The organism is Roseivirga echinicomitans (genome assembly GCF_001592935.1).
Taxonomy (GTDB): Bacteria; Bacteroidota; Bacteroidia; order Cytophagales; family Cyclobacteriaceae; genus Roseivirga; species Roseivirga echinicomitans.
In genome coordinates, this window is record NZ_LRDB01000001.1 from 18337 (window position 1) to 35423 (window position 17087).

Here is a 17087-nt window from a genome sequence, read left to right on the forward strand (position 1 = left end):
CAAAATAGTCTTCATAAAAAAAGAGCCTCAACTTACGGTGAGACTCCCATCAGAAAATCAATTGCTTGAATTCCCTTGTCAAAGGTCTTTTCGTTTAGAATTTAACTGCAACAGATAATCTTGCTTGAAATGGTGTGCCTGGTGTAAAGTGTATTTCACTTACGGATTGAGCTTCGTTTCGTAATCTCGATTCTGTATCGAATTGCGCTTCCCTCCACTCTGTATTCAGAACATTTTCTATAGAAAGCCCAAAGTCGAAGGCACCAACTTCATAGTTCAAAACAGCATCCAATAAGAAATACCCTTTGGCAACTACACTGTTGTCTTCGTTGGCTGCCCTATCGTCTAAATAACGGTAGCGCAAACTTCCTCTAAGCCCTCTTTTCCCTTCATAATTCAATCCACCAATGCTGGTGAATGTAGGTGCTAATGGAATGTAATTTTGACCTTCAGCTTCAGCTACCGATTTAGGATCTGTATAATTCATATCCATGTTCGCGTATAATGAAGGTGTCAGTTGGTAGCGAATCGTTAAATCCACTCCTTGTCTTTGTGTTTTTCCTCCAGCTTCTACCACGCCTTCATCACCCACATAAACAAACTCTTGAGCTAAGTCTAGGCGCCATAGCGCTACATTGACCAATAGGTTTTCAGTGGGTTTCCAAAGTGTACCAAGGTCCACACCATAAGCTTTTGGCAGAATATCGTTTCCGTTTTGGGCCACCACAACTCGTGTGTCATTTGAATGGTAACCAATTCCTGACTTCACGTAGAGGTTTAAATTCTTACCTGCTTCATAGCTTAGTTTGAATTTTGGAGTTAAAATTCCCTTGTTCTGGACCTGTCTCTCATAGATGGGTGTAAGTGCATCTACATAATCGAAAGTGAAGTAATCATATCTTAAGCCGGTGGTTAAGGATAGCCTATTGGTCAGTTCCAATTGCTCTTCGGCATAAACATACACACTGGATTCTCTGATATCTCCCCTCGCTAAATCCGTCAGCACTTCTTTTCGGTTTAGTGTTCTTGAAAGACGAATATCATTCACTTGGTCATACCTAAAACCTGTTCCAAATTCGGTGGAGGCTTTTAGGCCAAAAAGATTCCAGTTGTTCCAATAGCTATTATTACTGCCATAAATCTGGCGGTTTTCGCTTTGCGTAATTTGGTCTCCATTTATCGGGTCGTTCAAGAAAAAGGTAAAGTTTGAAACCAGCTCAAAGTCATAGTTTGACATAAAAACCTGATTCTCAATAATGCCTCCATCCGAAAGGTCCGTAGTCAGTTTAGCATTCAAATTCACTCGGCTAGTTTGTCCTCCTTCGGTGTCGTCAATCGCTCCAAATCTTGAGATTTGTCCGCTTTCAATTGCTCTTAAAGGTACTTGTCCGGAAGCATCCCAGCTGCTGGTAAAAGCAGACGTTGATAGCTCTAAAGTTTTGTTGTCTGAAAGTCGCTGGTGGAATTTTAATAGGGTATTGAATCGGTTAAAACGCTGTGAACTTTCAAAATAACCATCGGTACGGAAGTATTCCGTGGCCAAATAAAGGCTTGGATCTTTGGTCGTTTTTGGCTCCAGTAAATTGAAAAGGCCAACAGTTCTAAAAGTACCGAATTGACCACCTTCTATTTTAAATAGATTAGACTCCAATCGTTTTTTAGTACTGAAGGCTGCAAAACCTGCAGTGTTAAAATCTCCTTTGTTGGCATAATAGGGTCCTTTATCGAAAGCTACACGTTCAATGGTTTCTGGAATTACAAAGTGCAGATCAGAATAACCTTGGCCATGTGCATGCGAAACCATATTTACTGGCATTCCATCTACCGAAAGGGCAATGTCTGTTCCATGGTCAATGTCAAAGCCGCGAAGAAAAATTTGTTCTGCTTTTCCTCCTCCAGCATGCTGAGCAATGAAAAGGCCTGGTACAATTTTTAATACATCCTGCGATGTACTAATTGGTCTTAACTCGATGTCTAATGCCGAAATAATAGAGACATTCTGTGCCAAGTTTTGAGTGATTTGTACATCGCCAAGTGAAAGCGCAGAAGGCTTCATCGTAAGTTCTACTTGGGTTGTATTTCCTTCTTTCACTTCAATTTTTTGGTTTAGTTTTTCGAAACCAACAAAACTAACTTCAAGCTCATATTCACCGTTTTTAAGGTTTTGAATTGAGAACTTTCCGTAACTATTTGCTGCTGCACCTACATTGGTTTGCGCAATTACAATGCTGGCACCGATTAACGGTTCTCCAGAATCTTGATCTATAATGGTGCCCTTGATTTCTCCTGTTTGGGCAGCCAGACTGCCGGAAAATAGACAAAGCAATCCTATGATGAATTTAAATTTCATGTTCATTAATGTTTAAGCCTCATGAGCGACAGATTTATGCTAGCAGACATTCCAATCCTGTTCAGGACAAATATTTGCACTGTGCTCAATAAATGATTTGTTGTTACCAACAGATGTGTTGGCGGTTGAAGATCAACCGAGGACTGAAGGTGGGGGAGTGATCGGCTCTGTGCCTAGGCTTTTGTAAAGGCTTAAATAATGATGTTCTGTTTCTGAAAGCTTAAAATTTGATGTTGTGCTTTCAATGATACTATTGGATTGTGCGTAAACAAAGATGAAAAGGGGATTTAAAGTTTCGGTTGGTGAAACATCTTGATCCTGACCGTTCAGTTTGTCGAATCCATTCGTATGGTCTTCAATATCATGGCTTTTGATTGCCACCGTTTCGACATAATCGTGATTATTGTCAGCATGATGATCTTCTTGATTCTGAGGAGCATTATGCTTGTGGTGATCATTGTCTTCTTGATGATCATCCTCATGCCGATGGTCGTGTTCGTTAACTTGACCATGGGTATGGAATGGATTTTTAATGTCGTGCAAAAGTTCATGACCCGCTGAAGCCACCCCATATCCAAATAGGATCATCACATAAGTGATTAGAGTTCCGGTAGCGACAGATTTGATCATTAGCTTTTTAACGCTTGTTTGATTTTTTCAGTAGTTAAAGGGCCCAACTCAAAAGTGCTTTCTAGAGCCTCTCTTAAGTATGCGTTACCTTTTTTCTCAAAGTTGTTATTTTTGAAGATCACGCCTAGATGATAAAGTACTTCTGGGTGTGAAGATTTGTCTTCGATGTGGTTTTTCGCCAGTTCTAAAGCCTTCTCGTTATTTCCACTTTGGAAATAAGACCAAGCCAATAGGTCATACATTTCAGCGGTTGGCCTTTTAACTTGTTCTGCTGTAGCTCTTGCTAGGGCCGCATCGTGCATTTCTAGATCTTCGGCTTCTAATAGGATAAGGTACTTATTGTACATTCCTAAATATTCGGGGGAAGATGCCTGGGCGTAGTAAGCCTTTTTTAACTCGGTAGAAAGCACCTCATTATTTTCATACTCAGCAATTTCAGCCAGAATGAAATTGATTTGAGGGTCGTTATTATGCGCTTTCACCTTGTTCAAAATTCTCTTGGCCTCGGTCGTATTTTTATCGTGCGCAAAATTGATCCAAGCAATACCTTGTAGTGAATGCCAGTGCTCAGGGTTCTTATTCAACACTTCTAAATAAGCGTTGTATGAATCTTGAATTCTTCCGGCATGGCCATACATATCGCCAAGGTTTGCTTTTGCCCAAGAGAAAAGAGAATTGTCTGCTTTTACGCGTTCAAATCCTTGTTCCATAAGCGCAATCGCTTGATCAAGATCTCCATTGTGATCTGCCAGTTTGGAAGATCTGACTAGGTAATCAAAAGTGGTTTTGTTTTTCTGCATGTTCAGAATACCCGTTGCTCTTTGGTATTCACCGAGCTCCATTAGGGCATCGAAGAGCAGGTAATAAGTGCTCATTTTTTTATCGCCTTCTAGCAAAGCCAGTTCAGCGTATTTTTTTGCATCGGCAAACTCATGTTTTGTAATAGAGTTTCCGCTTAATGCTTGGTATAAGCCTGCTTTACTAAAAGGGTTTAGTTCAAGAGCTCTTTTATAAAGACTATCGGAAGTATAGATATGTTCTACCGATCCATCGAGTCTGAATTTTCTGCTGCTTAAGCCAGCGAGTTTACTGATATAGGTAAAGCTATTAGGGGAGATGGAAAGTTTGTTTTCCCAGAATTGGATTTCTTCGTTCAGTGTTTCTAAAGATTGTTGTGAAGGTGACTCCTCTAGAAACTGATTGTAATCTGCCGAATCGGCAATTTTTTGTTCTGACACTTTGCTTTGACAAGAAAGAACTGCGCAGCTAAGTAATAGCCAAATTAGATTTTTCATGATTATAGTTTTTGAGGTGGGAAAAAGTAGCAGCCTTGAAAGTAGTGTGTTTGAACGGGCCCTGAAACAAGTTCAGGGTGACTCTCAAGACTGCTGCTTGGTTATTTGTTGCTTACCAAGGTGTGGCCAAGTAAGGGAATGTAGACAAGAATGCTTTGTCGTTTGAACTAACATTATCATCAGTAAGACCTGGCTTTTCAGTAGCATCTGGGCCACCAAAGATCAAAATCAATTCTACTGTGATAACGTCATCGGCCAAAGCTCTACCTGTTAACACGTTGGTGCCATCATAGAAAGTTGTTGTTCCGTCTAATGATAAACTTAATACATCTGTTGCTAAAGCTCCTGTAAAAGCGGCAGCACTAAAGGTGAGTAAATTTGTAGTGTAATCTGGGTTTAAAGCCAAAAGCTTAGCTTGAAACGCTGACTGAAATGCAGCCGACTGCATAGAAGGAACAGTAGTATTGAACTCATCTTTTTTATCAGCCGAAACAAATACAGTGTTGATTGCAGGTCTACCCATTTGATCTTCTTGAACATAAGTAGTTGAAGTTTCTGGGGTCATTTCTGAGTCATCGTCACCACATGATACACTACCCAAGGCTAGCACGCATACTGCTGCTACTGCCCAAAATTTATTTATATATGTCTTTTTCATCTTAGTATCTTTTTCTGGTTAAAAATTATTGCTTTCTATTACTAGTTACCCAAGTATTGATCGTTCCTGATCCGCCTACGGTTGATTTTGGAACTTCAACTACAACAGACATTACATTGGTGCCTGCGAAAGTATCGGCTCCTGGGCTGTTAAAACTTGTTGCGTTTCCAGCAATGATTTCACCGTACTGAGCAAAGTCCATGAAGAATGGATCATCTCTTGGGCCAGCGAAAACTTTCATTCCACCGGATGTTCCAACTGAAGCAGTTGCGCCATAAGCTGTTATATCCGCCTGAGCAGATGCTGTCATTGAAGAAACAATTGTTGAGGCCAACCCTGTTCTTGTTGGTGCCATTGGGCCATACACATAAACTTTACCGTCTTTGAATGTACACTGGATCACTAGGTCTTCTACAGCATCTCCAGTATTGTCGATATTGAATTCAATCATTACGTTCTCGTCAAAATTTGCCGAGGCTGAGGCCGATGGTGATAATAAGCCTTGAAGATTGGCCACGAACACTACGTTCGAGCTAGATTCTGGGCTTTGGAATGCGTAAAAGTCTGTGATATCCGAAGATGTACTTGCAACGCCAGGGGCATCAATATGATCCGCTGCGAAAAGGTAGGCTGTGGCGATTAGGGCCAAACTACCGAGGGTGATTACTGCTTTTCTTTTCATAATGTTATTAATTTTTGACAATAAGAATTCTGGATTGATATTTTATCAACCTGATTTGTAAATAGTTATGTAAAATTTGATGGTTTACTTAGGAAGTACGACCGAGTCGATTACATGGATAACTCCATTTGACTGGTAAACATCGTACAGGGAAATATTGGATGAGTTTCCCTTCTCATCTGTTAATGTAATGTTCTTCTCACCGTTCATTTTGGCAATCAGTATGCCTCCACTTACAGTTGTTAATTTTGCCATGCCATTTGCTTTTTTAATGGCTTTCATAATGGCTTTGGAATCCATTCTACCTGCCACTACATGGTAAGTAAGTACTTGCGTCAGCATTTGCTTATTTTCAGGTTTCAATAGTGTTGCTACTGTTCCTTCTGGCAATTTGGCGAATGCTGCATTGGTAGGTGCGAAAACCGTAAATGGTCCTGCGCCCTGCAAAGTTTCTACCAAGCCTGCTGCTTTCACTGCGGCAACTAGGGTGGTGTGGTCTTTTGAATTTACTGCGTTTTCAATAATGTTCTTCATAGGATACATCTTTTCTCCTCCCACCATTACGGTGCTTTGGGCTTTAATTGAATTTGCTCCTATGGCGAAAAACGCGATCATCAGTAATTGTGTGATTTTCTTTTTCATTAGATAATTGTTTTTGATTTCGGACATACATACGGAGCCCTATGCACTACTGGATTTAGGGGGAGGGAAAATTTATTTTTCGCGGTGCTTAATGAAAGCACTAAAGGCAAAAGAGACTTATAGAAAGAACTGAAGAATGATGTGCTTCTTTCTTTATTCCTGAGAACGGACGCTTTTATAACTTGAAAAGGTCCAAAGACTCAAGACCAATAAACAACTTACCATGAATGCCGCCACAAAAAATGAAGGCGTATCAATTGTTCTCGTGCCAAGGATAGCAGTGCCAACCGATATTACGCCTGCCATGACCGAGTAGCTTTTTGTTTTATAGAACCAGCCATAAGGAAAAAAATGAGCTCCAGTGATAATGGCCAAAGCCATCACCATTTGGCTTGGGTTTTGGTTAAAAAAGATGAACACGAAAGGAAAATAGAATAACTGGGCGAAATTGAGCCAAAGCCCCAATTCGTTGAGGGGGTTGTTTTCAATTTTCCATACTGTTTTGAACACCTTGGAAAATATCCAGGCCAAAGGCATTAAAGGAGCGGTACAAAAGAAGGTAAATAACGCCCTTTGTTTGTCTGAGTATGGTAATTGCCACACAATAGCAATCAAGAGCCAGCAAATTGAGGCGGCCAAGATAAAGTTGACACCATTCTTATTTTGAATTATGATTTCGTGCCGAAGGGTGTTGAATGACTTTTGACTTTCCATTTTAAAAACTCATTACCTCTCTGAACTTAATACTCTGCCTGCGAGAAACTTCGATTTCTTCCCCATCTTTTAAATAAACCTTCAGGGTACCGCTAAACCAAGGTTCAATGCGGGCAATGTATTTTAGGTTGATGATTTGCTGGCGATTGGCGCGAAAGAATACTTCCGTGTCTAGGCGAGACTCCATGTAATTCAGAGAGCGCGGAATCATTGGTTTTTGATCTTTGAAGAAAATACGGGTGTAACTGCCCATGATTTCTAGGATTCGTATTTCGGCCAAATCCACGAACCAACAGGTTTCTCCATCCTTCACAAAAACCTGATTATTTAAACCCAATACGTTTTTGTCTTTTAAGTCCGATGCCCGCTTTCTAATTTTTGCTGCTGCTTTTTCTAGTGCTAAAGCCAAACGGTCATCCTTAATTGGTTTCTGGAGATAGTCGAGGGCATTATGATCAAAAGCCTTCATGGCATAATGATCGAAAGCTGTGGTGAAAATAACTTCTGGTGCATCTTCCAATTCCTGAAGCAGTTCAAAACCATCTTTTCCTGGCATCTGAATGTCCAGAAAAAGAAGTTCAGGTTTTAAATCGATTATTTTCTCTAAAGCTTCATCTGCATTTTCAGCCTCGCCAATGACTTGAACATCATCTCTATTCTTTAAAAGATGTTTGAGTTCTTGTCTCGCCAAATTTGAATCATCTATAATCAGAGCTTTCATGACAATGGAATTTTGAGCGATGCTGTTACGGTATTTTCAGAAGAGTTTTCAACCTTGAGCTCGGCAAAATGGCCAAACAGAATTTTTAAGCGTTCGATCAGGTTTTTCAGCCCAATTCCTTCGCGCTTACTTTTGGCTTTGAGTTGGCCATCATTGCAAACTTCAATTCTTAAGTGGTCATTTTCAAGAACCGACCTGATCAGTATATTTCCACCAGCAGTCATTTGAGAAACTCCATGTTTGATGGCGTTTTCCACCAAAAGCTGAATGGCCATTGGAGGGATTTTGATATCTAAACTGGTGTCATCTATTTCAAAAGCATAGGTCAGTCGGTCGTTGAACTGAATAGATTCCAGTTGTAGATAATCTTTCACAATGGCAATTTCCTGACTCAGCGTTACTTTTTCGGCTGCATTAAATTGGATGGAATAACGCAAGAGTTCCGAAATATGAGTGACCATGGAGCGTGCTTGTTCAGGGTCGGAAAGAATAAGCGATCTGATATTATTAAGTGCGTTAAACAGAAAGTGAGGATTGATCTGGTTTTTTAGAATCGCCAACTCTGCCTCTTGCAAAGCCGAGGTAAGCTCAAGCTTTTCTATTTCACTTCTTCGGTTGCGCTGAATAACATGATAAGCAAAATAGAGGGTCGACCAACTGGCCATTACAATGGAAACACTTCCAATAAAACCGACAAAGTTTGTCCAACTAAATGGCATGATGCCTTTTAAAGGGAGAACAAAGTAGATGATCAAATGAATGAAGGATTGCGAGAGGGTAGAAATTACAATAGCCCCCAAGATCAATTTCGGGAGTAAGGATTTTATGGATAATTGTGTCCAGTCATTCCTTTTTATAAACCAGCGAAAGAGGTGTGAGAAAACAAACAGACAAACCCCAATGATTAACTGGAGCAGCAATATATTTGGAGATATGTTTTGAGGGCCAGCAAAAACATAGATCATGCCGATGCTAAAGAGGGTGTAAATACCCCAGCCAAAAATTTGGCAGAGCCAATAGAGTGTCGATTGCTTCATCTTTTTCAAAATTGAATAGAATAGCGTTCGATTCATTGATTAGAACGCTATTCTATTAGGCTAATTTATAAGAACTTTTTCAACCAATTCTGAAAGAATTCAGGGTCATCCCACATGATAAAGTGGTTGCCAATGTCGGTCATGTCTACTTTCACTCCTTTTAAGTTAGCGTATTGGTCTGTGTAAAGTTTTAAAGTGCTTTCTCGGGTAGAGCCAAACGGTTCGTAAGCCACCCAAGCGCCCAACACTAAAGTTGGTACTTTAATTTTACCCAGCTCGCCTCGGAGATCGGTGGTGTACATTTCGTACATCGACTCACCTACAGTTTCCTGATCGCTATCAATCGCCCAGTTTGTGGCAATTTCAATTTGAGCAGGGTCATTAATCATACTGACAAGCATTTGGCGCTGGTAGGCTTTTCTTGCTTCAATCGGTTGACTGGCAGAAGCCACTACTTGAGTCTTCATAGATTTGGCCATTGGCTTGGCCTCTTCTGCTGTCATGCCGGGCATCATTACGCCTGTCATAAAGGGTAGTGCATCCACAATCACCAATTTTGAAGCCAGATCAGGGTTCTGAATACCAATGTTCAATGCTAAAAAGCCGCCCAAGCTATGACCAATAATAATGGGCTTCTTCAGTTTTTCTTTCTGGATGTATTTGACCACTTCATCTTTCATTTTGGCCAAGTATTTTCCTTCATGATCGGCAAGGGGCGCATTGCCCGCAAAACCCGGCAGGGTGATGATGTGGTACTCGAAGTTTGCATCTAAGGCTTCAATGGTAGAGTCCCATACTTCGCCAGAACAGGTAAGCCCAGGGATAAGCACAACAGGCTGACCTTTGCCCACTACGCGAATGTTTAAACCAGGATTTTGTGCTTTCAGCTGAAAACTGATGATACCTAATAAGGCGACTAGAATTGTTGTTTTGAATTTTCTCATGTCTTCTAAATTTTGTTGTATCCAAAAGTACGTGGGCTCAACAGCCTTTTTGAAGACATTTAAGGGAGCGGAAGAAAATCCTCGGGAGTGGAATTAGGCTAATTCCTACCGTCACTCTGAGTTTTCGACCGAAGGAAGAAAGCGAAAGAGTCTATCGGTTCTACTCGATAACCATTTCCCCCTCAACCGAAACAAGTCAAATAAAAACATGAAGCAATACTGGAGGGGGCTAGGGGGAGGAATTCATCAGGATGAAAAGGAGGTGTGAATTCAATCTGACTAAGCCTTACGTGATCTTTCAAGATCACTTTACAAGAAGCAAGGGTATTTTTTTTAATATGGTTTACTGATTTTTAATAGAAAAGCCACTTTGGTTTATAGTATTAGCTAACAATAGATATAGGTTTTCACTACTTTAGATTAATTATGAAGATTATCAATAGCCAATCTGAGTTTGATTCTTTTTTATTGGAAAAAGATAACCGGGTTAAAGATCAAATAATAGATGGAATAGATAATCCTTTTAATGGGATTGTCATCAAGGATATAGTTGTTAGGGTACCGGTTAGGTTTAATAGTAAGCCGGTAAGCCCAGTGTCAAGTAGGTTGCTTTTTTTAAACGCTGAATTTCAAAGTTCTTTGGTTTTGTCGGGACAATTTCTTTCAGATGTGTACCTCCTAGACGGAAAATATCATGAGAGTATTAATTTCGAAAATTGTCGATTTTCTGGACGTTTGGTCTTTCTTGGAGGGCAGTTTAACAAAGGGGTTAGCTTTAAAAGTGGAGAATTTGTTAAAGAGGTTTTAATAATTGGAGGTACATTCTTTTCCGACTTCGATATTGAAGGAGGGGAGTTTAAGTCTTTTGAGATCCATGGTGGAGAATTTAGACAGTGTACCCAAATATCAGGAGGGAAATTCGAATTTACATTAAGTGTTTCTGGAGGTGAGTTTTATAAGGGATTTGAGATTGATGGTGGGATTTTCAATCAAGGAATAATAATATCTGGAGGTACCTTTATTAGTGATTTTTCTATTTCAGACTGTACTCTTAACCATAGTTTAATTATTTCTGGAGGAAATTTTTTTGATGACGTTGTTCTCCAAGATGGTAATTATCAATCAATTGAAATAAAAAATAAGTTAGGTTTTATCAATGTCTTATGTTTCTTGATTGATTTAAAGTGTGAAGTCAGAATAGAGAATACTACAATTAATGTCTTCGAGCTTTCTCAGTTAATAAAGAAAAGCGGAGCGCTCTATTTGAAGAAATGCACTGTTAATGAATTCGTGATTGATGAATTCGAAAATGAAGGCAAAGTATCAATTTTCAACCTAAATTTTAAAGAGTTTATCACTTTGAGGAACCCTCAAGGCTTGAAAATTGAAACTAAAACTCCAAGTAAACTAGTTATACTTGATTCGGATCTAGGAAAACTATCGTTTTTCGATGCCAAATTTGATAAGCTCAGTCAGTTAATAATTAGTGGCTCCAAATTGATTGACATTAGCACAACTGAAAAACATCTCCCGCTAAGTACTGAAACTCCGGTGTTTTCGGATGAAGAAGGAACTAGAAACCCAGAAAGCCTTGCTCAAGTGTATAATCAACTGTTCATTGTTATGCAAAGGTTGGGCAATAAGACACAAGAGCTAAAGTACTTTATTGAGTATATGAAATGGCATAAAAGAGCATTATTCAATTCAAATAAAGAGAGGTTTAAGAAAGCATGGCGTGGGATTTTATCAGGAGATAAACCAGTTAAGCATATACAAACGCTCACAGAGATAGAGTGGTCTACTAGTGCATCATTATGGCTCAATAAAACAACTAATAAGTTTGGAGTTAGTTGGATTCGTGCTTTTGGGGTTCTCTTGCTAATTGCGATACCTCTTTATATTTTCTTTCTCGTCTTTCTCCCAAACTTTGAAATTCACTTCGGCCTTAAATACTTAACCTCTTCGAACATTACTTTTCACATTGCTCACTTTCTATACTTTCTACTTCCAATCCATAAATTTGACTTTGTAAATGGGGTTTTGCCAGACAATACATCCCTACTCATAGATGTCATTTCGAGAATTTTAGTCGGTTATATGTTATATCAATTTATTGCCGCATTCCGACAGTTTGGTAAACGATGACTTGGGAATAGGTGCTATTATTCTCCAACCAACTCTTCCAACCTCTTAGGTCCTCTCACAAAAACACCTTCACCATGCGCAACAAGTTTTCCTTCTTGGTTATAGATTTCAGAACTGCTGATGATTTCCTTTTCGTTAACGGAAACCACTTTTCCAATGGCCTTTAAACGATCTTCAAAAACGGGGCGTCTGAAGTGGATGGTGTAGGATTTTGTAAGCAAGAAAAAAACCTTCTCGACAGAAGCCGAAGCAAAATAGGCGGAGTCGTCTAGCAGTTTGAAGTAGATGGCGCCATGCATGGCATCAGCCGCATGAAAGTATTGGCTGCCAATGGTGAGTTCCAAAGTCGCTTCGCGGTGACTAACCTTCAATTCAGAACCAGCGAAAATCCCTTGGTTCAAAGGAGCGGAATCAAAAAGTCGCTCTAATCGCCTGTAGTGTTCTAGATCATTCATAATCTGGAATAAGTTGGAACTGAATAAGGTGATGTTTGATGTGCTTCCTATGGCAGAGCAACCATTCTTGAGCAGTTAAGGGGCCGCCATAAGGATGATTGGAGATAAACCCTGGCTGGGCTTCACAAAACTTTAAGAAGGTTTCTGTTTCAGCAATGAACTTCTGTTTAGCTTCTTCAAGGTCAGCGAATCTTAGTGGCTGAAGGTCACTTTTACCATTGGGTGCTGGCACATTTCTGCGCATTGGGCTGTCCTTCATTAAGTATTCTTTCAGCTTTGGCCGATCTTCTTCATTAGAAACCACAGGCACGCTAAACCTACCCATTGATAGTTTATACACCACAATAAGATGTTCAACCATATGTTGAGGAGTCATTTTGCCCCACAGAGGTTTTTGCTCTATAGTAAGTTGAGTCAAAAGCTCAGGTATGGTGGTGCTCAAGTAAGTTTCTGCTTTTTTTCTGCTTTGTTCCATAGGGCGGTTTTATCCATTAGTTTTTGTTGGGTTTAAAGATAGTATTTCTCATCTTTTTGAAGGTACTATGATTATTGTTGTTCAATGCTCATCTTTGTTAAGTAGTGATACTTCATTTAATGCTGAGTTCAACCCATAAACGCTATACATCTTTTTACCTGTTTATCGCAGTCGCAGTCATTTTTTCAACTGGATGTAATAATAGTGATCAAGAAATATCTATAAGAGAATTGGAAATCAGTAAATCGTTTGATGTTTTAAGTGATAGCATCTTCTTTTCACTGATTCATGATATTGAATTCTACAATAACAACTACTATTTAGTAGACCAAAGAACTTCACGAGTTATAGTTACAGACTCGTCTTTTGAAAACACTTATGTTTTAATGGAAAAAGGCCCAGGCCCAAGTGACCCTAAAAGCTTATATAATATCGATATCGCAAATGATACGATTTATAGCTTAGAATTCGGTAGTGGAATTAAAACTTACGACCTGAAGGGAAACTTACTTGATAAAATTGATTTTCCTCCTTCTGTATTAGCAGATTTCAAAGTTTCAGATAGAGGCATTTTGATTTCGAACCCCTCTCTGGATGACACTCCCATTACAATTGTCCCTAAAGAGAAAAACGGTAAATACATTTATTTTGGATCTCCTGAGGCTAATAGTTTAGATTATGATCGCCATATACTCACTCATGGAGAGAACATAATTGAAGTCTTTAAAAGCAATAGACCTATAATCAAGTATTATGATAATAATTTGAAAATGAGTGATAAGCTTGACTTAAGTACTCTTAACTTTTTTAAGTACACAAAAAGACATGCTGATGCAAACGAAGGACTAACTGTTGTTTGGGATGCTGTCGAAAGTAATGATTATATATACTTATTAATGGCTTGCCGTGATCCTTCAGATGCGATGGATTGGAGTAAAGTTTTGAAAATTAAGTTAGAGGATAATAGAATGTACCCAGAGAGCCTAATACAATTAAATAAGGACGCCTACTACATGACTTTAGAGGTTAGTAATGACGGAAAAAACATCCTTGCGTATAACACAAAATTAGGGTCCTTAGATGTTTATGAATTATGAAAGGATTGTTTGTCATACTCTTTGTAGTTCTTAACACTTCTTGCAATAATAACTCTAGACAGTAGCTAGAAGTGGAAAATACAACAGAAATGAGCAAGTGAGATCAAATACAAGCTATCTTAATTGGCAGAAAACTTTAGTCAAAAAAAAGGCCTCAATTGAGGCCTTTTTAGATGTTTATTTAAGCATTACTCTCCCAAGAATGGGTATCTGTAATCAATTGGCGTTACGAATGTTTCTTTGATCAAACGTGGAGAAACCCAACGTAATAAGTTGATCATTGAACCTGCTTTATCATTTGTACCGGAACCTCTAGCGCCACCAAACGGCTGCTGTCCTACAACGGCACCTGTTGGCTTATCATTGATGTAGAAGTTACCCGCAGAGTTTTCTAAAGCTTTCATACCCACTTCAAGCGCATATCTATCGGCAGAGAAAAGTGCACCAGTTAATGCATAAGGAGAAGTGTTGTCCACCAACTCTAATGTTGCTTCGTAATCATCTGGCTCGTATACATAAATTGTAATTACTGGGCCGAAGATTTCCTCGCACATTGTAGTGTACTTAGGGTCTGTAGTTAACAATACAGTTGGCTCAATAAAGTAACCTTTCGATTTGTCGTAACCACCACCAGCGATTACTTCTACTTTATCACTTGCTTTGGCATCGTCAATGTACTTGGCAATTTTATCAAATGATTTTTCGTCAATTACAGCGTTAACAAAGTTGCCGAAATCTTCGGTGCCACCTATTTTGAATGACTTCAAATCTGCGATCACATAGTTCTTCACATCTTCCCAAAGGTTAGACGGAATGTATGCACGTGATGCAGCTGAACATTTTTGGCCTTGGAATTCGAAAGCACCTCTAGAAATAGCAGTAGCCACTTCTTTCGCTTTAGACGATTTGTGAACCATGATAAAATCTTTACCACCAGTTTCACCTACAATTCTTGGGTAAGAACGGTATTTATGAATGTTGCCTCCTATCGTTTTCCAAATGTGTTGGAATACGCCAGTACTACCTGTAAAGTGAATTCCACCAAAATCTTTGTGTTCGAAAATCACGTCACCTGCAGTAGGGCCATCTACAAAGAAAAGGTTGATTACACCATCAGGAACACCTGCTTCGCGGAATACTTCCATCAATACGTGAGCAGAATAAATTTGAGTGTTTGAAGGTTTCCAAACTACAGTGTTTCCCATCATGGCTGGTGCCGAAGGAAGGTTACCTGCAATGGCGGTAAAGTTGAATGGAGTTAAGGCGAACACAAAACCTTCTAGTGGTCTTTGCTCTACTCTGTTCCAAATACCTGGTGCCGAAGCTGGCTGCTGCTTGTAAATTTCGGTCATGTACTGCACATTGAACCTCAAGAAATCTACTGTTTCGCAAGCGGCATCAATTTCTGCTTGGTAAGCATTTTTAGACTGACCCAGCATGGTTGCTGCGTTCAATTTGTCTCTGTAAGGTCCAGCAATAAGCTCGGCAGCTTTCAAGAAAATACTTGCTCTGTTTTCCCAGCTTGTGTTGGCCCAATCTTTTTTTGCTGCCATAGCAGCGTCAATTGCGGCTGAAACATGAGAGGCATCTCCGTTAGAAAAATGTCCTAAAATATGCTGGTGATCATGTGGAGGGCTAAGTGGAGATTTGTTATCAGTTCTCACTTCTTTTCCACCGATAAACATCGGAATGTCCACTTGTTTTGAACGCGCTTCGGCAAGGGCTGCTTGCAAGCTTTTACGTTCTGGAGAACCCAGAGCGTAGTCGTTTATTGGTTCGTTCCTAGCGATGGGTACGTTGAAGAATCCTGTTGCCATAATTTATTTTTTTGAATGTGTCTTGTGTTTTTCCCCAAAACATTTGAGGGCCTTAAATTGACTTGCGCAAATATAAGGTTTCGCTTATGGATTAAAAACCCGATTGACTAGAGTAAGTTCCTTAATTGACTAAGCATTTGAATCTCGTAGGTAGGCGGAAAGTGGCTGGTTTGTTTTGAAGGGTTAAACCAAACATGGTCCATGCCAAAATCCTTAGCACCTTGAATGTCTGATTCTAGGTTGTCTCCAATCATTATACTCTCATTCAATACCGCTCCAGTCCTTAGTAATGCTTGTTCAAAAATGGGCGCTGAAGGCTTTCTTGACTTTGAATTCTCAGACGTCACGATCACATCAAAGTAATGATCCAACTTTGCGCTTTTCATTTTTATGGTCTGCACATCGTCAAAACCATTGGTAATAATGTGCAACTGATATCGCTCTTTTAAGTAATCTAAAATATCGTGGGCTCCTTCAAATACTGCTTCTTTGGTAGGGCAGAGTTCTACGTATTCAAAATCCAATTGCTGCGGAACAATGTCAAGTTTAGCACCAAGTCTTTCGAGAATTGTAGCAAATCGCCTTTCTCTAATTTGCTCACGTTGAATTTGGTGTTTATTGAAAAGACTCCAAAGTTCATTGTTCACGTCAAAGAAATGCTGAACAAAAGTCTGCTTATCGAAATGGGTAATTTGATCAAACCTATAATGATCGTAAAGCTCGTGTAAGGCCGTCATGGCATTGGTATCATAATCCCAAAGGGTATGATCCAAATCGAAGAAAATATGTTGGTAGGTTTTCAAAGTAGCGATTAGAAATTATGGAAACTCAAATAGACCAGCCTTGTTTAGAAATTCTATTTTCGGCCAGCTCACGATTAGATTTAAGTATTTCGTAAGTCTCCTGATCTTTTTGGAGGCGGGTGTCTTTGTTCAAGAAATTGAAAATCTGAACCATCACTAGTTCCACTTCTTCCCTGATGCTATAAAAAACCCATTGGTCGTGCTTGCGTGCATTCACAATGTTGGAATTTTTTAAATAAGTAACATGCCGTGATGTTTTGGTTTGTGTGTAATCCAAAATGTGCTCTAGGTCAGAGATGGTCATTTCACCGTTTTTCAATAGCAAGTGTAGAATTCTTACCCGAGCTTCATCAGACAAAGATTTAAAGATTTGAGCCCCAAAGGGCAAGCTAAAGTTTTTGAGTTTCATTGAACTGACTTTGCTCCCGTAGTTTGAATAACTTGTTGTTCAGCGATTTCCACCATTGAAAGTTCGGGGTTAATTATTGTTAAATTGAGAAGAATAATTGGTTTAAGCCAACACAATTCCCCTTTATGATTGTTAATATTGCGAAGCGAAAAAATTATAAGTTCTATCTTCTTATCTTTAAGTCTAAGTTTACGTAGAACAAAATTAAAAGCA

17 protein-coding genes are annotated in these 17087 nt (G+C 39.3%); 2 read left to right on the forward strand and 15 right to left on the reverse strand.

All coding sequences use genetic code 11. From position 1 onward, the window contains the following. Positions 1 to 94: 94 nt before the first annotated feature. The 10 genes from AWN68_RS00080 to AWN68_RS00125 form a co-directional block, all read right to left on the reverse strand. Positions 95 to 2350 carry a TonB-dependent receptor gene (locus AWN68_RS00080; RefSeq protein WP_068411402.1) on the reverse strand — a complete coding sequence of 752 codons (2256 nt, stop codon included), beginning with the start codon at positions 2348 to 2350 and terminating at the stop codon, positions 95 to 97. A 132-nt stretch (positions 2351 to 2482) separates the two neighbouring features. Continuing rightward, positions 2483 to 2980, reverse strand: a complete 498-nt coding sequence (locus tag AWN68_RS00085; RefSeq protein WP_068409802.1) for a hypothetical protein — start codon at positions 2978 to 2980, stop codon at positions 2483 to 2485. Next, positions 2980 to 4275 carry a tetratricopeptide repeat protein gene (locus tag AWN68_RS00090; RefSeq protein WP_068409803.1) on the reverse strand — a complete coding sequence of 432 codons (1296 nt, stop codon included), beginning with the start codon at positions 4273 to 4275 and terminating at the stop codon, positions 2980 to 2982. The genes AWN68_RS00085 and AWN68_RS00090 overlap by 1 nt, the downstream gene beginning before the upstream one ends. Before the next feature lie 112 nt (positions 4276 to 4387). After that, the gene (locus AWN68_RS19200) at positions 4388 to 4933 is read right to left on the reverse strand and encodes a DUF4331 family protein (protein WP_068409804.1); all 546 of its coding nucleotides are present in this window, start codon (positions 4931 to 4933) and stop codon (positions 4388 to 4390) included. A gap of 25 nt (positions 4934 to 4958) precedes the next feature. Beyond that, positions 4959 to 5615 (reverse strand): DUF4331 family protein, encoded by a 657-nt coding sequence (locus AWN68_RS19205; RefSeq protein WP_068409813.1) that lies wholly within the window; start codon positions 5613 to 5615, stop codon positions 4959 to 4961. An 84-nt stretch (positions 5616 to 5699) separates the two neighbouring features. After that, entirely contained in the window at positions 5700 to 6257 is a 558-nt protein-coding gene (locus AWN68_RS00105; protein WP_068409814.1) for a fasciclin domain-containing protein, read from the reverse strand. Positions 6258 to 6410: 153 nt separating this feature from the next. Next, positions 6411 to 6971 carry a DUF7010 family protein gene (locus AWN68_RS00110; protein ID WP_068409816.1) on the reverse strand — a complete coding sequence of 187 codons (561 nt, stop codon included), beginning with the start codon at positions 6969 to 6971 and terminating at the stop codon, positions 6411 to 6413. Position 6972: 1 nt separating this feature from the next. Further along, on the reverse strand, positions 6973 to 7692 hold the full coding sequence (locus AWN68_RS00115; protein ID WP_068409820.1) for a LytR/AlgR family response regulator transcription factor: 720 nt from the start codon (positions 7690 to 7692) through the stop codon (positions 6973 to 6975). After that, the gene (locus tag AWN68_RS00120) at positions 7689 to 8729 is read right to left on the reverse strand and encodes a sensor histidine kinase (protein WP_068409822.1); all 1041 of its coding nucleotides are present in this window, start codon (positions 8727 to 8729) and stop codon (positions 7689 to 7691) included. Before AWN68_RS00120 ends, AWN68_RS00115 begins: the two co-directional genes overlap by 4 nt. Positions 8730 to 8794: 65 nt before the next feature. Beyond that, positions 8795 to 9673 (reverse strand): alpha/beta fold hydrolase, encoded by an 879-nt coding sequence (locus AWN68_RS00125; protein ID WP_068409825.1) that lies wholly within the window; start codon positions 9671 to 9673, stop codon positions 8795 to 8797. A 426-nt stretch (positions 9674 to 10099) separates the two neighbouring features. On the opposite strand from AWN68_RS00125, the gene AWN68_RS00130 reads away from it, so the two are divergent. Further along, complete coding sequence (locus AWN68_RS00130) at positions 10100 to 11818, forward strand: hypothetical protein (protein ID WP_068409826.1); 1719 nt, start codon at positions 10100 to 10102, stop codon at positions 11816 to 11818. A gap of 17 nt (positions 11819 to 11835) precedes the next feature. On the opposite strand, the gene AWN68_RS00135 is transcribed toward AWN68_RS00130, so the two are convergent. Beyond that, complete coding sequence (locus tag AWN68_RS00135; protein WP_068409829.1) at positions 11836 to 12273, reverse strand: PaaI family thioesterase; 438 nt, start codon at positions 12271 to 12273, stop codon at positions 11836 to 11838. Further along, the gene (locus tag AWN68_RS00140; protein WP_068409831.1) at positions 12266 to 12748 is read right to left on the reverse strand and encodes a DinB family protein; all 483 of its coding nucleotides are present in this window, start codon (positions 12746 to 12748) and stop codon (positions 12266 to 12268) included. Before AWN68_RS00140 ends, AWN68_RS00135 begins: the two co-directional genes overlap by 8 nt. Before the next feature lie 119 nt (positions 12749 to 12867). On the opposite strand from AWN68_RS00140, the gene AWN68_RS00145 reads away from it, so the two are divergent. Next, positions 12868 to 13845: a 6-bladed beta-propeller gene (locus AWN68_RS00145; RefSeq protein ID WP_068409832.1), complete on the forward strand. Its 978-nt coding sequence runs from the start codon at positions 12868 to 12870 to the stop codon at positions 13843 to 13845. Between the two features lie 188 nt (positions 13846 to 14033). Here AWN68_RS00145 and pruA read toward each other — a convergent pair whose 3' ends face one another. The 3 genes from pruA to AWN68_RS00160 form a co-directional block, all read right to left on the reverse strand. Further along, positions 14034 to 15662: an L-glutamate gamma-semialdehyde dehydrogenase gene (gene pruA / locus AWN68_RS00150; RefSeq protein ID WP_068409834.1), complete on the reverse strand. Its 1629-nt coding sequence runs from the start codon at positions 15660 to 15662 to the stop codon at positions 14034 to 14036. A 107-nt stretch (positions 15663 to 15769) separates the two neighbouring features. After that, complete coding sequence (locus AWN68_RS00155; RefSeq protein WP_068409836.1) at positions 15770 to 16465, reverse strand: YjjG family noncanonical pyrimidine nucleotidase; 696 nt, start codon at positions 16463 to 16465, stop codon at positions 15770 to 15772. 25 nt (positions 16466 to 16490) lie between these two features. Further along, entirely contained in the window at positions 16491 to 16874 is a 384-nt protein-coding gene (locus AWN68_RS00160) for an ArsR/SmtB family transcription factor (protein WP_068409838.1), read from the reverse strand. Between the last annotated feature and the right edge of the window lie 213 nt (positions 16875 to 17087).